Origin of the sequence: Shewanella sp. UCD-FRSSP16_17 (assembly GCF_001675935.1) — a bacterium.
Lineage (GTDB): Bacteria > Pseudomonadota > Gammaproteobacteria > Enterobacterales > Shewanellaceae > Shewanella > Shewanella japonica.
Genome location: NZ_LZFV01000013.1, coordinates 177632 through 193015, shown reverse-complemented (window position 1 = coordinate 193015; position 15384 = coordinate 177632). Strand labels below are relative to the sequence as shown.

The following is a 15384-nucleotide window of genomic DNA, read 5'->3' as shown; positions in this document are numbered from 1 at the left end:
TAGCCGCAAGCAAACTTGACACTTATGACGAATGATTGATACTCATCATTCGTCTTTTTTTTACTACATTAACTGGAGCTATTTTTGGACGCTATTTCTACCAGCGCACTCTTCCTTTCTCTTCTGGTATTAATCCTAATCTCAGCTTACTTTTCAGGCTCAGAGACGGCGATGATGACATTAAATCGTTATCGACTTCGCCATCTTGCCGCAAATGGTCATAAAGGGGCACAACGTGCCCTAAAAATGTTGGAGCGACCAGACAGGCTTATTGGTTTAATTCTTATCGGTAATAACCTAGTTAACATTCTTGCCTCAGCAATCGCTACGATCATTGGAATACGCTTGTTTGGTGATGTGGGCGTTGCCATTGCCACAGGTGTTCTCACATTAGTGGTACTGATTTTTGCAGAAGTAACCCCAAAAACCGTTGCAGCCTTACACCCTGAAAAAATTGCTTTTCCATCAAGCTGGCTGTTACGTGCCCTACTCTCAGTATTATGGCCATTTGTTAAAGCGATTAACTTAATCACTTCTGGTTTTCTTCGCTTACTCGGCATTAAAAATGTCAGTGTAAATGATGCCTTAAGCCAAGAAGAGTTAAGAACTGTTGTTCATGAAGCTGGCGCCCTTATTCCACAACGACATCAAGAGATGCTGATATCGATCTTAGACTTAGAAAAAGTCACGGTAGAAGACATTATGATCCCTCGTTCAGATATTTACGCAATCAATGTTAATGATGATTTTAAAACCATCAATAAACAAGTCACCCAAAGCCCACACACAAGGGTTTTGGTATATCGAGATAATATTGATGATGCTGTCGGTTTTATTCATTTACGTGATGCATTACGCCTGCAATCAAAAGAAGAATTCAGCAAGTCATCGCTATTAAGAGCCGTTAAAGAATTATACTTCATCCCTGAAGGCACTCCTCTGACTGTGCAGCTATCGAATTTTCAGCAAAACAAAGAGCGTTTTGGATTAGTTGTTGATGAATATGGCGATATACAAGGCTTAGTCACCCTTGAAGATATTTTAGAGGAAATTGTCGGCGACTTTACCACTTCGATGATTACCACTGCCAGCGAAGACATTGATATTCAACAAGATGGTAGCTTCATTATTGATGCCACAATCAACATTCGTGATTTAAATAAAGAAATGAAGTGGGACTTTTCGACAGAGGGACCAAAAACGCTGAATGGAATCATTATTGAGTACCTTGAAGATATCCCTGATGCAGGTACCAGTTTAACGATTGATAGCTACCATATCGAAGTCATAGATGTCTCAGATAATATGATAAAAACGGTTAAGGTCATTCCATTAGTGAAAGAACCCACCAATGAGGAAGCTGAAGAGTAAAACACCAACGCTTTCTTCATCCCATAAATAAAGGCGCAAAATGCGCCTTTATTTATGGGAGAACGGCGGCGTTTACGCTGCTTGTTTTCTTTTTGCCTCAAGTGCGCGACGTTTATCTCGGGCAATCGGCGTAATCTCTTGCTCTAGTGCTTTATTCATACCCAGCATAAAGTACAGTTCAGCCATTAAAAAAAACGGACCTATTAATAACTGATTCAAATCATCAATAAAAGCAGGTTTTGCTTTTTCGTATTTATGACCAATAAACTGAATTACCCAACCAATAAAAAATACGCCAACACCTATCATCCAAGCGTCATTGATTTGTGACACTAATGAGGATGTGATTAACACAGGAATAATAAAAATCGTCAAACCTAAGGCTAATCCTCTGTGTAATATAAAGTAGTAAACTAAAGTGCCTATGGCGAATAAAGTAGCTACGTTCAGCTTAATCCCCTCTTCAGCGAATAAGACAAAATTAATAGGAATAAGATTAAGCAACAAAAAAACTGACCAAATAATTAACGGTACACCGACAAAGTGGGTTCGAATATTTTTCGGATTTAAATGCACACTTTTATAGGTTGCGAGCTGTTCTACGGCCGATTTCATCTTGAGTCCTTATTATCATTATTATGTAACACCTTGTTAACTTACCTCAAGTTAGCAGTGGAGCTCAAGCTCTAGGTTTTTCAATCAATACATTTAGACTAGTTATTTAATTTTCAGCACAAATAAAAAAAGCGCCGAAGCGCTTTTATAAAAACTAAAATGAGTTGTTGACGATACAACTCGTTAGGACTCAATAACCACAGTAGCAACTGCGTAGTGCTGCTCATCAGCAATTGTCAGATGCCCGCTTGTGGCGCCGAGTTCATGCATTCGTGCAAGCGCCCCGTCAGTAAAGCTCACTTGCGGTGCACCACTATCGTTATTACTGATGTGAATATGCTGAAACGATACACCTCGGCCAATACCTGTACCTAATGCTTTTGCTGCCGCTTCTTTTGCAGCAAATCGCTTTGCAAGAAAGCGATGAGGCGCACTTGAGGCTATATACACTTGTAACTCTACCGGTGTGAGTACTCGCTTTGCCAGCTTATCTCCCAAACGGGCATACTGCTGTTCAATGCGATTGATTTCAACAATATCTGTGCCAAGTCCCTTGATTGCCATTACTCGCCTCTGCGACCTTCTAGCATCAGTTTCTTCATATCTTTAACTGCGACAGCTAAACCATCAATTGCAGCTCTAGCAATCACTGCATGACCAATATTAAGCTCATACAGTTCAGGAATAGCAGCAATCGCTTTGACATTGTGATAATGCAAACCGTGTCCCGCATTCACAACTAAGCCCTTGCTATGCGCATACTTAGCCATTTCAGTGATACGAGCTAACTCCAATGCTTGTTCTTCATCAGTTTTAGCATCAGCATAGCAACCGGTATGAATTTCAATATATGAAGCACCAGAGGCCACAGCTGCATCGATTTGCGCTTTATCAGCATCAATAAATAAAGACACCTTAATCCCATGGCCTGCTAAACGCGTCACTGCATCAGTGATTTTATCCATCTGACCGGCAACATCTAAACCACCTTCAGTCGTTAACTCTTCACGCTTTTCTGGAACTAAACACGCATAAGCGGGTTTAACATCGCAGGCGATAGAAATCATTTCTTCAGTCACAGCAAATTCAAAATTCATTCTGGTTTTTAGCGTCTTTGCTAAAAGATATACATCTCGGTCAACAATGTGGCGACGGTCTTCTCTTAAGTGAATAGTAATACCATCTGCACCTGCATGTTCTGCGACTGCTGCTGCATGTACAGGATCAGGATAATCTGTACCACGCGCTTGTCGTAGAGTAGCAATATGGTCGATGTTAATTCCTAATAAAATTCCACTCACGGTAGCGCTCCTTAATCACAATAATATTTAGCGTAAATGGGTTATTAACCTCATTCACCTAGCTTAAATGACTTCTATAAATTCACTTAGCTTATTTTTTAATAAATAGTTTTCTACTTAGTAATGGCTTTGTCCCCAATAACGGTGACAAAAGTAATCTCATTAGCCCTTTTGCTTGTACCAAGTTTTCAGGCGTCAATGTCTTAGCTTTAAGGTTAATCAGCATTTCGCCTGATAACAGTTGCTTACTGTGGGTAATATGCGTGCTCGCTTGCTGAGCAACAGGTAAAAAACCTTCATCAGCGATAATACGGTAACTCATCACCGGTTCAATTTTTTCACCTTGAGTATCATAATCTAATGAAGGTAACGCCCCTAGTTCGGCTAATAATTCCATTTCAAAATATCGCAGATGCTCGGAGCTAAATTCGCTCGCAAGCGACATAATGCAACGGTGATAATGAATAAATAGACCTTCTGCATGTTGTCCTGAATCAAGCACCCTTACTAACAACTCATTAAGATACATCGCGGAATACAAGCTGGTAGAAGTTAACGGTAATGCAGGGGCAGCAGGCTCTATTTGGGTTATAAATTTAAGGCTTGAATCTGAAGTGTCAGATTTTGAATTGAATTGAAATATCAGTGGCTGAAAAGGTTGAATGATACTTTTAAGGTTTTTTTTACCGCTGCCCACCCGAACAAGTGCATCTATGCGACCAACACCATCGACTAACAGATTAACAATCACACTGGATTCTCTGTATGGTCGATGATGAAGTATATATCCGCGTAACATGTTAGTTATGAACAGCGTAAAACAAAACTGGTACTGACACTTGGTTAGTCTTCGCCATAGCCTAAACTGCGAAGTGCACGCTCATCGTCAGCCCAACCCGATTTAACTTTGACCCAAATTTCGAGGAAGACTTTATTATCAAATAAGGTTTCCATATCAAGACGAGCTTGAGTAGCGATAGTTCTAATACGCTCACCTTTGTTACCAATTACCATGCGCTTTTGACCTGTACGCTCAACCAAAATCAATGCATTTATTTGATAGACGCCATTGTCCATCATTTTAAATTGCTCGATTTCAACAGTAGCATCATAAGGCAGTTCATCACCTAAAAAGCGCATGAGTTTTTCACGAACAATTTCAGATGCCATAAAACGCTGAGAGCGATCTGTCACATAGTCTTCAGGGAAGTAAAACTGCCCCTCAGGTAACGAGGCTTGCGCTAAATCTAAAATGCGCTGCACATTGGTGCCTTTGGTTGCAGATATTGGCAATATCTCATCAAAGGTAAACTTTTCAGACAGCTCAGCTAGATAAGGAAATAATGCTTCTTTATCTTTAATATTATCGACTTTGTTAATGGCTAAAACCGTTTTACGCTTACCACTACCTTGCTGCAGCTTATTAAGCACCATTTCGTCATCTTCAGTCCAAGTCATACCATCAACAACAAATACAACCATAGACACATCAGCAAGAGAACTGGCAGCAGCACGGTTCATTAAACGGTTAATAGCGCGTTTTTCATCAATATGAAGACCTGGGGTATCAATAAAGATGATTTGTTTCTCTTCATCAGTATGAATACCCATAATACGGTGACGAGTTGTCTGAGGCTTTTTAGAAGTAATACTGACCTTCTGCCCAAGCAACTTGTTTAATAGTGTAGATTTACCTACATTTGGTCGACCGACAATTGCAACCATGCCACAAAAAGTCACTTCATATTTGGCTTTTGCAGCTGGTGCAGCACCGTTCATCCTTGCCAATAATTCATCTAAGCTTGGCTCTACTGGCGAGCTTTCTGGCAAGTCTGTTTTTTTGGTCATTTATTAATTAACTCCAATACCTGAGCGGCTGCAAGCTGCTCAGCTTTTCTTCTTGAAGTACTGACACCCGTCACTACTTTATCTAATTCAGAAATACGACATTCGACCGTGAACGTCTGATTATGCGCATCACCTTTTACATCAACCACATTATATTCGGGCAACGGCTTTTTATAGCCTTGCAAGTACTCTTGCAAAATGGTTTTAGGATCTTTTTGATTTATACCAGGTTTAATCTCAGCTAATCGTTGCTTATACCATGTCAGTAGTAAGCGTCGACACGTTTCGATATCGGCATCCAGGTATATCGCACCGATGATGGCTTCTACAGCATCGGCTAAAATAGATTCCCGTCTAAAGCCACCGCTTTTTAACTCACCAGGCCCTAAATAAAGGTAATCACCTAATTTAAACTCTTTTGCAATCACGGTTAACGTTTCACCTTTCACTAAGGTTGAACGCATACGGCTTAAGTCGCCTTCTGTGACTTTCGGAAACTGGTGATATAAAGCATCAGATATCACAATAGATAAAATCGAATCACCTAGGAACTCCAAACGCTCATTATGCTTTGATGATGCGCTACGATGAGTTAAAGCATGAGTCAGTAAATCTATATTCTTGAACTCATAACCTAATGTGCGACATAAACGGGGTAAATTTTTAATTGGTTCCATTACTTAATCGCACCTACTCTGTCAAAACGAACACCTGTTGGCACCCAAGTTGGTAACCAACTACTAGCAGGACGTTCAAACTCAAAGCTTATCCAAATCGCAACCGCTTTACCGACTAAATTGGCTTCAGGAACAAAGCCCCAAAAACGGCTATCTGTACTGTTGTCACGGTTATCACCAATGGCAAAATATTGTCCTTCAGGGACAATAAATTCGCCTACTGCTGTACCAGGCTGTTCAAAGAAGTGATTACTAAAGTCAGGGCGCGAAGGATTAATTAAAATATCATGTTCAACGTCGCCTAATTGCTCAGTGTAACGAGATAAAGGAATGCCTTCTTGAGTAAACTCACCACGATTAACACTGCTTAACTTAATCGCTTTAGCACCAGGACACGCTGACTTATCTTCACATTTAGGTTGAATCAGAAACTGTTTATTTTGGTAAACAACTCTGTCGCCCGGTAAACCGATAACTCTTTTAATATAGTCGATTTCTGGTTGTTTAGGGTATTTGAATACAAACACATCACCGCGTTCTGGTTCGCCTGTTTCAACTAATTTGCTGCGCCAAACAGGATCTCGCAAACCATAACTGAATTTTTCAACCAAGATAAAATCACCAACAAGCAGTGTCGGTTTCATAGAGCCTGAAGGAATTTGAAACGGCTCATAAATGAATGAGCGAAGGATCAATACAAAAGCAATCACAGGGAAGATAGAGTGTGCAAATTCAACGACCACTGATTCACGTGTGATATTTTCTTTTGCTTCGTCTGATAAATCAGGCGTTTGCGCTTCAGCCAGTGCTAACTTTTCACGTCGTTTAGGGGCGAAGGCTATTACGTCAACAAGCCAAATTAGGCCGCTGACTAAGGTTACAATAACTAATATAAGAGAAAAATGGGCTGCCATTAGGGTTTAAGCTCCTGCCTTAACACTGTATATAGTTCAGTGTATGACACTAATAAAAAGTGATTATCCTATGTCGTGCTGTTAGGTTCACTCTGAGTAATGTTACAAAGTATATAAAATCACTTCATATGGAAAATTAACTTTTGCTCATCAAACGATAAAAACGATTATTAATGCCGGTTAATAATCATTTTTTAACTCACGTTTTTAATGATTTTTTAATAGCAACGCCGCAAGCAGCGGCGTTGTTATCACTCTTAATGTTAAATCAGTTTTCACCGACAAATTAAGAGCTTAGTCATTCAACTTTAACACGGCTAAGAACGCTTCTTGAGGCACTTCGACGTTACCGACTTGCTTCATACGTTTCTTACCATCTTTTTGTTTCTGTAAGAGTTTCTTCTTACGTGAAACATCGCCGCCGTAACACTTAGCCGTTACGTCTTTACGCATTGCTTTGACGTTAGAACGGGCAATAATTTGGCTACCAACAGCGGCTTGAATCGCAATATCAAACATTTGTCTTGGAATAAGCTCTTTCATCTTATCCACAAGCGCTAAACCACGATGGCGAATATTAGAACGGTGAATAACCATTGCTAACGCATCAACACGGTCGCCATTAATCATGATATCTAAACGTACCATGTCAGCAGGCTCAAAGCGGATGAAGTTATACTCAAGTGATGCATAACCACGACTGGTAGACTTAAGGCGATCGAAGAAGTCCATAACCACTTCAGCCATTGGCAGTTCATAAGTCACAGATACTTGATTACCGTGATAAACCATATTGGTTTGTACACCACGCTTTTCAATACACAAGGTGATGACGTTACCTAAGTACTCTTTTGGTACAAGCATGTTTGCTTCTACGATAGGTTCACGGATTTCAGCAATGTTATTGATCGGCGGTAAATCTGATGGATTATCCACATACAAGATTTCACCACGTGTCATCTCAACTTCATAAACTACTGTTGGAGCTGTGGTGATTAAATCTAGATTGTATTCACGCTCTAGACGTTCTTGAATGATTTCCATGTGCAATAAGCCAAGGTAACCAATACGGAAACCAAAGCCTAATGCTGAAGATGATTCTGGCTCGAAGAATAATGACGCATCATTCAAGCTTAATTTATTCAATGCCTCACGGAAGCTTTCGTATTCATCGGTAGAAATTGGGAATACACCAGCATAAACCTGCGGCGTAACCTTTTTAAAACCAGGAAGCGGCTCTTCTGCACCGTGCTTAGCATGGGTCAAGGTATCACCGACTGGAGCGCCGTGAATCTCTTTAATACCAGAGATAACAAAACCCACTTCGCCCGCTTTAAGTTCTGGGGTGTCAGTTTGTTTTGGCGTAAAAATACCTACGCGATCAGCATTGTAGTTCTGACCGGTTGACATGACTTTAAACTTATCGCCTTTCTTCAATACGCCATGTTTAATACGCACTAAAGAGACAACGCCTAAGTAGCTGTCGAACCAAGAGTCAATAATAAGCGCTTGAAGCGGTGCATCAATGTCACCTTCAGGCGGTGGAATGTCTGAAACGATTGTTTCGAGTACATCCTTAATACCAATACCTGTTTTCGCTGAACAGCGAACAGCTTCCATAGCGTCGATGCCGACAATGTCTTCAATCTCTGCTGCTACACGCTCAGGATCAGCTTGAGGTAGGTCGATTTTATTTAAAATCGGCACCACGTCTAAGTCCATTTCTAAAGCGGTATAACAGTTAGCAAGAGTTTGGGCTTCGACACCTTGGCCAGCGTCAACAACTAATAATGCACCTTCACATGCAGCAAGTGAGCGTGATACTTCGTAAGAGAAGTCAACGTGACCTGGTGTGTCAATGAAGTTCAGTTGATAGGTTTCGCCATCATCAGCTTTATAGTCGAGTGTAACACTCTGTGCTTTAATGGTAATACCACGCTCACGTTCGATATCCATAGAATCGAGAACCTGAGCGGCCATTTCACGGTCTGATAAACCACCACAAAATTGGATAAGGCGATCAGACAATGTAGATTTGCCATGGTCGATATGGGCAATAATTGAGAAGTTTCTAATGTGTTTCATTTGGCTGAAATGACTACTACTAAAATGATGGAAATAATGGTGCCAAATTGTACCTGAATAAGGGGTTAATACCAATCAGAATAAATGACACTGTAGAAATGAATATAAAAAAGCACCTAATAACGGATAAGAATGCGCATTTAACCGCGTTGCAAACTCACACCTTGGCCCAAGTAAGCAGTAATAACTGGGGTGGATTCAGCTTCTAACTTTGATGCTTGTCGCTTACCAAGAAGCCACGCGCCTATTCCACCTAAGGCTCCCATAACCATCGAGCTATAGTCAGGGTTAATCAGTAGTAAATGGCTAAACCAAAGTCCTATTAACGCACCGATAAACAATCCGATTAAAGGGAAAATATAAACTAATAATGCGGCCTTAAGAATCACGCTCTCTGGCAGCGCAAGTTTGAGTAAATCCCCTACTTCACAAGCTTTGTCACTCTTAAGGGAAAACTGTTGGCGCTTAATAGAAAAAGCTTTAGCCACAGTCGAAGTGCCACAATTTTCATTATTTGAACAATGATTACAGGCACTTTTAAGTTCAATCTCAACCGTTACCCACCCCGTTTCATCATATGCAATAACGGTCGCCACTTCTTCTAACATAGATTGTGATAGTGATGCAGAACGACTTGCATCAAGCAACTCGTTTGATTCAAGCTGCGTTGACGCATTGTCATTTGGGGTAGTTTTTGGTGGCTTAGATTGATTGGCCATAATCTTACTTATTTTAAGATAAGACTTTTAGCGATACGGTTTAAGGTATCAGAAGGCACTTTACCGACAGCAACAACTTCAACATTACCGACTTGCTCAACCACCATGGTTAAGCCATTACGTGTAATCAACTCATCAGGCATAGGGCTGTCCCCCATTCTGGCAACATACACAGAGATATTGACTAAGCCGTCTGTCAATGCGATATATTCAACCGACTCGTCGCTACCTAACAAGCGGTGATGGTCCTTAACCACCATATGGAAACCTGCGGGCAACCAGCTAAATTGCCAATTTTGGCCAGCAATACGCTCAGCAGGATTCATCACTGGCGGCAAGCCCTGACGTTCAGCTTCAATTAAAATACTGGCAGGTTCATTAAGTTCTAATAGTTCAATCACCATCATTTGCTCAATCAATTGTTTATCTTGATTGATCATGTCATAACGAAGTGGCAGACGGGTTTCCATATCAATCCAAATCTGAGACATGAACCTATGCTCATCAACAGGCATGATTCTAATCATTTGACCTGGACGCCCAGCAATGCGGCTGCGACCTCCGAGCACAAATTGGTAGCCACGCTCAAGTGATGCTACATCTGTCGCAAAAATCGTTGGCCAAATCCCTTGAATACGGGGGGCATTGATACTGTATGCAGGTTGATCATGTTCGATAAACGTCACGGTATCAGCTACTCGCACAGCATTTTTAGGAGGACCATTCAAATATTCTAAAAAGGCGACTTCTTTGTCGTTAACCGTTCCATGTAGATAAACGAGAGGACGGATATGATCCGCTTGTAACTGGATAATGGAAGATTTGTATTGTTTGGTTTGAAGTGCTTGGCTCATACTTTCAAGCCAAGCTTTCGCAGACATTTCTTCTTCGGGGATACCTTCTGCTGCAACAGGGAATACCATTGCAGCAAGTACTAACAGGATTAGACGCAAGCTAACTCCAGATTAATTATTAATGTTGTTATCAGTATCGTTATTGTGCTGTACAACAACACCTGAATTCAACCTTTGTTGTAGCATGTGGTCCTGAATATATGAATTTATTCTGCGACGTTGCTCTACAACATTATCATTGTTTACAGCCGACTGACTCTGTACTGCACCTGTTTGCAAGCTTACTGGAGAAGCGGTACCAATCAATGGACGAGTATTCAGTACTGGTAGTGGCGAATCAGCATTTTGATCTTGACCGTAATTTTGTACACCAACAATAGCAACCATAGCAACTGTAGCCGCAATCGCATACTGGCCAAATTGCTTGAAGAAAGGAACAACATTGTCCTTCTTGGTTTCTACTTCTGTGACTTTTTCATCATGCTGAGAAACGGTATCAGTTTGCGGTGCAATTATCGCAGGTTCGAGTTCGATAGCAGCAGCAATGCTTGCTGTTAGATCTAAATCAATTGTCTGCGGTAACTCTCCGCGCATAGCATCACCAATCATGTGATAGTTTTGCCATTGCTTATGTGAGCTTTCGTCTGCTGATAACTCTGCTAATGTTTTAGCATCAACTTCGCCATCAACTGCTGATGAAACCCATTCTTGACCTGATTTAAGCATTTTTCACCTGTGTCAATAAAGACTATTACTGTTCCAGCAAAGGCTGGAGTTTCTTATCGATTGATTCCCTAGCACGGAAGATACGTGATCTTACTGTACCAACAGGACAATCCATGATGTTGGCAATATCTTCGTAACTCATACCATCAAGTTCACGTAAAGAAATTGCTATCTTCAATTCTTCTGGCAACGTTTCTAAGGTTTCAAAAATCACCTTATTAATTTCATCAGACAAAACGAGACGTTCTGGTGATGCAAATTCTTTTAATGCATCGCTGCCTTCATAGTATTCAGCTTCTTCTGCATCAACACTGTTAGCCGGTGTTTTTCTGCCTTGAGAAACCAAATGGTTTTTTGCAGTGTTTACTGCAATGCGATACAACCATGTGTAAAAAGCACTTTCACCACGAAAATTAGGTAATGCACGGTAAGCTTTAATAAAGGCTTCTTGTGCCACATCACTGATGTCTGCTTGATTTCTGATATAGCGTGAGATCAAGCTCATTACTTTATTTTGGTATTTCTGTACTAACAGATTAAATGCGTTTTTATCGCCACGTTGTACACGCTCAACTAACTGTTGATCACTTATTTGTCCACTCATCCGAGCCGACTACTCCTAAATCTATAATACTGATTTCTCAGTCGCTCGAATCATATTCACATTAAAGTAGACTCGCATGCTTTGAAAAAGTTCGATATTGAATGAAAAAAATTTAATTTTTTATAAAAAATGGCTAAATCTCGCTTAATAGTAATGTCTCAGTACCCAATAAAGCGGTTTTGATTTACCATTATAGAACCATATTAAGTCACCCATGATACCTTATGAAACAAGCAGTTGAACACCAATCTGATATTTTGGTTATAGGTAGTGGTGCAGCAGGACTCACGCTTGCACTCCATCTAGCTGAAAAGTCACAAGTTATTCTCCTTTCGAAAGGACCTTTAGCTGAAGGCTCAACCTATTATGCACAAGGCGGAATCGCCTCTGTATTTGATGAATCAGATACGATTGAGTCACATGTGAGCGACACGCTTATCGCTGGTGCAGGGCTTTGTGACAAAGATGTGGTGACTTATACCGCTGAGAATGCCAAAAAGTCGATGAAATGGCTAATTCAATGCGGCGTTGCTTTTGATAAAGAAGAAACCAGTGACGGCGACCAAAGTTCAGCACCTTATCATCTAACTCGAGAAGGTGGTCATAGTCATCGACGTATTCTTCACTCTGCTGATGCAACGGGTAAAGCGGTCCAAACGACACTTCAAGATCAGGCATTAGCGCATCCGAACATCAAGGTACTAGAGCGTTATAACGCCATTGACTTAATTACGACGAGAAAGCTTAATCGCCCTGGAAATCGTGTTGTTGGCGCATATGTATGGAATCGAGATGCTGAGCACGTTGAAACTGTCACAGCCAAGTTTGTCGCGATTGCCACAGGTGGAAGCTCGAAAGTTTATCAATATACCTCAAATCCCGATATTGCCAGTGGTGATGGTATTGCCATGGCTTGGCGTGCTGGGTGCCGTGTAGCGAATATGGAGTTTAATCAATTCCACCCAACTTGCTTATATCATGCTGATGCTCGCAACTATCTGCTTACTGAAGCTTTACGTGGCGAAGGTGCTTACTTAAAACGTCCCGATGGCACACGCTTCATGCCTGAGTTTGACGAACGCGCCGAACTTGCCCCCCGCGATATTGTTGCCCGTGCCATAGATTATGAAATGAAGCGTTTAGGTGCCGATTGCTTGTACCTTGATATAAGCCATAAGCCTGCCGACTTTGTCATCAAGCATTTTCCTACCATACATAAACGATGTTTAGAGTTTGGCATCGATATCACAAAGGATCCTATTCCTGTGGTACCAGCGGCGCATTATACCTGTGGTGGTGTAATGACTGACTTACACGGTCAGACAGACATCAATGGTTTATATGCCATTGGTGAAGTGGCCTACACTGGACTGCATGGCGCGAATCGCCTTGCGAGTAATTCGTTATTAGAATGTTTAGTTTTTGCCCGTGCTGCTGCACAAGATATTGAAAGTTTGCTCAGTAAAATTCCAGCCCCAGGTCCCGTACCCCATTGGGATGAAAGCCAAGTCAGTAATTCAGATGAAGAAGTGGTTATCGCCCATAACTGGCATGAGTTAAGATTATTCATGTGGGATTACGTCGGTATTGTTCGTACCGATAAAAGGCTAGAACGAGCATTACGACGTTGCGCCATGCTACAACAAGAAATTCAAGAGTATTACAGTAACTTTAGAGTGAGTAATAACTTACTAGAGTTACGTAATTTAGTTCAAGTTGCTGAATTAATTATTCGCTGCGCCATGGAGCGAAAAGAAAGCCGCGGCCTGCACTATAATGCTGATTACCCAGAGCAATTAGATAATCCTCAGCCGACAATTTTACAACCAGAGCGATAATCGAAGCTCGTAATGCTGGCTTGTTTCACTGTTAAAATAAGCCAGCGTTCTATAGTAAACAGCTATCGCAAACTACTAGCCCATTTAATGTCAAAGCGTAGACTGCAGTTTTACTAACTCCCTACACAAACTTCTGTACTCTTTATCACTCAACATATCTGACCAAACAATTACTAACTGCCTGGTCTTTTTAAGCTTGTTAGCCGCCGTTCTGTCGAACTCAATAAATATTACGGATGCAAAAACAGTCACAATTGGCGCTCGCCATTGAGTAAATTCATATTGATGATTTAGCTTCCCCACACCTTGTTCTAGTAACACAAATTGAGTGTGAAATTGGCGTAACGTAAACAAATGCTTAATGAAAAAAATCAATGCTATTGTCAGCGTTACTGCAAATATAAGCTGATAAGCCCAATGATGGATATCCGGCCAAAGAATAAAACTCGTCAAACAAATAGCGATAAGCACAAGGTGAGAAAGCACTTGGCTGAATGAGGTTGTTAACGTGAACGGCATAAAATAATCCTGAAATTAAGCCCGAAATTAATCAGGCTATCTAGGAGTCTCATGGCGAATAAATGGATAGAATGTTTAAGGTTGAGGACGACCACGGACAGTATTGACCATTTCTCTTAGCGCTGGGTCGGGGCAAACCTCGTGGCCCATAAACCATGCAAATAATTCCGGATCTTCACATGCCAGTAAGTCTATGAAGGTTTGTTTATCGGTATCGGAAAGTGTTTCATATTGTGAATCAACAAAAGGTTGAAACAAGACATCTAACTCTAACATCCCACGACGACAAGCCCAACGAACTCTAGCAATATTCATTAATTCCAACGCTATTCTCCTAACATCTTCTGCGGATACTTTATCTTTGATGCGAACTTCTGTATTCAACATCTTGTATTTGGGGATCGACACCTGCAAATAAATCGGTAAAGTCAGTGTCTAAAAGACGCTGAACTGCCGGATGCTGAATCATTCGCTCAGCAAACATCACATGATATTCTTCATGTATATCTTCAGTTTCACCAATCAAAACCATGCCTTGGGACAGTATATCATGTCGATAAATAGATGGAGCGACAAAAATTCCTCGTTGGAATAAACCAAATGCTTTCATCATCGCAGCATCATCGAATTCACCAAGAATACTGACATCAAGATTTTTTTCAGCAAACCATCGATGTAACTGCTGACCTAGCGATGTTCTTTTACCTGGAATAAGTAACTTTTCTTGCTCTAAACATGCAGGGAAGTCTAAAGATGGTTTAGATGCCGCAAAAAAGCTGATGCCGCATTGCCCTAGTTTCTTAGATAAAATCTCAGGATATTTTAAAGATTCACCAGCCGAGTCAGATAAAATCATATCCAACTTGTGTTCTCGTAAGCGTTGAATGAGGTTTTCATGGGTCGATTCATAACAACTTAGGTGCATTGAGCCATCATTTGGAATGACAGTCAGTAATACCCGACTCGCAAGCGCTTTTGATAGAGCAGCAGCAAAGCCAACTTCAAATAGAATTGATTCGTCTTTTTGGTAAGCCAGTAAATCCAGCATCTCATAACTTAAGCTATACATTTTGTCTGCATAGCGAAATACCAATTCACCAAGTTCAGTGGGTTCTAGCGAGCGGCCGACTCGTTTAAATAGACTACCGTTAAGACGATCTTCTAATGAGCGGATTTGACCTGTTATGGTCTGAGGTGCGAGACATAAAGCTTCGGCGGCCTTAGCCACCGAAGCTTTCTTTCTAACCATCCAAAAATAATATAGATGGTTATAATTTAAATGTTGCATGTAAATAAACCAGCTAAGAGCGTTG

At 40.9% G+C, this 15384-nt stretch carries 17 protein-coding genes; 2 read left to right on the top strand and 15 right to left on the bottom strand.

What is annotated here, in order from left to right; genetic code table 11:
• The first annotated feature begins 84 nt into the window (after positions 1–84).
• Positions 85–1371 carry an HlyC/CorC family transporter gene (locus A9267_RS09920; protein WP_065109040.1) on the top strand — a complete coding sequence of 429 codons (1287 nt, stop codon included), beginning with the start codon at positions 85–87 and terminating at the stop codon, positions 1369–1371.
• A 72-nt stretch (positions 1372–1443) separates the two neighbouring features.
• On the opposite strand, the gene A9267_RS09915 is transcribed toward A9267_RS09920, so the two are convergent.
• The 12 genes from A9267_RS09915 to rpoE all read right to left on the bottom strand — a co-directional run bounded on the left by A9267_RS09915 (position 1444) and on the right by rpoE (position 11714).
• Positions 1444–1986 carry an Mpo1 family 2-hydroxy fatty acid dioxygenase gene (locus A9267_RS09915; protein ID WP_065109039.1) on the bottom strand — a complete coding sequence of 181 codons (543 nt, stop codon included), beginning with the start codon at positions 1984–1986 and terminating at the stop codon, positions 1444–1446.
• Positions 1987–2169: 183 nt separating this feature from the next.
• Entirely contained in the window at positions 2170–2550 is a 381-nt protein-coding gene (gene acpS / locus A9267_RS09910; protein ID WP_055025602.1) for a holo-ACP synthase, read from the bottom strand.
• Positions 2550–3287, bottom strand: a complete 738-nt coding sequence (gene pdxJ, locus A9267_RS09905; protein WP_065109038.1) for a pyridoxine 5'-phosphate synthase — start codon at positions 3285–3287, stop codon at positions 2550–2552. The genes acpS and pdxJ overlap by 1 nt, the downstream gene beginning before the upstream one ends.
• A gap of 91 nt (positions 3288–3378) precedes the next feature.
• A complete protein-coding gene (recO, locus tag A9267_RS09900; protein WP_055025600.1) occupies positions 3379–4086 on the bottom strand; it encodes a DNA repair protein RecO in 708 nt (235 codons plus the stop codon).
• A 44-nt stretch (positions 4087–4130) separates the two neighbouring features.
• Positions 4131–5135, bottom strand: coding sequence for a GTPase Era (gene era, locus A9267_RS09895; protein WP_055025599.1), 1005 nt, complete (start codon positions 5133–5135; stop codon positions 4131–4133).
• On the bottom strand, positions 5132–5812 hold the full coding sequence (rnc, locus tag A9267_RS09890; RefSeq protein WP_055025598.1) for a ribonuclease III: 681 nt from the start codon (positions 5810–5812) through the stop codon (positions 5132–5134). The genes era and rnc overlap by 4 nt, the downstream gene beginning before the upstream one ends.
• A complete protein-coding gene (gene lepB, locus A9267_RS09885; RefSeq protein ID WP_065109037.1) occupies positions 5812–6726 on the bottom strand; it encodes a signal peptidase I in 915 nt (304 codons plus the stop codon). The genes rnc and lepB overlap by 1 nt, the downstream gene beginning before the upstream one ends.
• 294 nt (positions 6727–7020) lie before the next feature.
• Complete coding sequence (gene lepA, locus A9267_RS09880) at positions 7021–8811, bottom strand: translation elongation factor 4 (RefSeq protein WP_055025596.1); 1791 nt, start codon at positions 8809–8811, stop codon at positions 7021–7023.
• Between the two features lie 140 nt (positions 8812–8951).
• Positions 8952–9419, bottom strand: a complete 468-nt coding sequence (locus tag A9267_RS09875; RefSeq protein WP_065109237.1) for a SoxR reducing system RseC family protein — start codon at positions 9417–9419, stop codon at positions 8952–8954.
• A 119-nt stretch (positions 9420–9538) separates the two neighbouring features.
• Entirely contained in the window at positions 9539–10483 is a 945-nt protein-coding gene (locus tag A9267_RS09870) for a MucB/RseB C-terminal domain-containing protein (protein ID WP_055025595.1), read from the bottom strand.
• A 12-nt stretch (positions 10484–10495) separates the two neighbouring features.
• Positions 10496–11110, bottom strand: coding sequence for a sigma-E factor negative regulatory protein (locus A9267_RS09865; protein ID WP_055025594.1), 615 nt, complete (start codon positions 11108–11110; stop codon positions 10496–10498).
• 25 nt (positions 11111–11135) lie between these two features.
• Complete coding sequence (gene rpoE / locus A9267_RS09860) at positions 11136–11714, bottom strand: RNA polymerase sigma factor RpoE (RefSeq protein WP_055025593.1); 579 nt, start codon at positions 11712–11714, stop codon at positions 11136–11138.
• A gap of 224 nt (positions 11715–11938) precedes the next feature.
• Between rpoE and nadB the strand changes: the two genes are divergently transcribed.
• Complete coding sequence (gene nadB, locus A9267_RS09855) at positions 11939–13552, top strand: L-aspartate oxidase (RefSeq protein WP_065109036.1); 1614 nt, start codon at positions 11939–11941, stop codon at positions 13550–13552.
• Positions 13553–13642: 90 nt separating this feature from the next.
• On the opposite strand, the gene A9267_RS09850 is transcribed toward nadB, so the two are convergent.
• From A9267_RS09850 to nhaR, 3 genes are all read right to left on the bottom strand, one after another.
• A complete protein-coding gene (locus tag A9267_RS09850) occupies positions 13643–14071 on the bottom strand; it encodes a protein YgfX (RefSeq protein ID WP_065109035.1) in 429 nt (142 codons plus the stop codon).
• A gap of 75 nt (positions 14072–14146) precedes the next feature.
• Entirely contained in the window at positions 14147–14395 is a 249-nt protein-coding gene (locus A9267_RS09845) for an FAD assembly factor SdhE (protein WP_119968899.1), read from the bottom strand.
• Between the two features lie 31 nt (positions 14396–14426).
• The gene (gene nhaR / locus A9267_RS09840) at positions 14427–15359 is read right to left on the bottom strand and encodes a transcriptional activator NhaR (protein WP_065109034.1); all 933 of its coding nucleotides are present in this window, start codon (positions 15357–15359) and stop codon (positions 14427–14429) included.
• Positions 15360–15384: the final 25 nt, after the last annotated feature.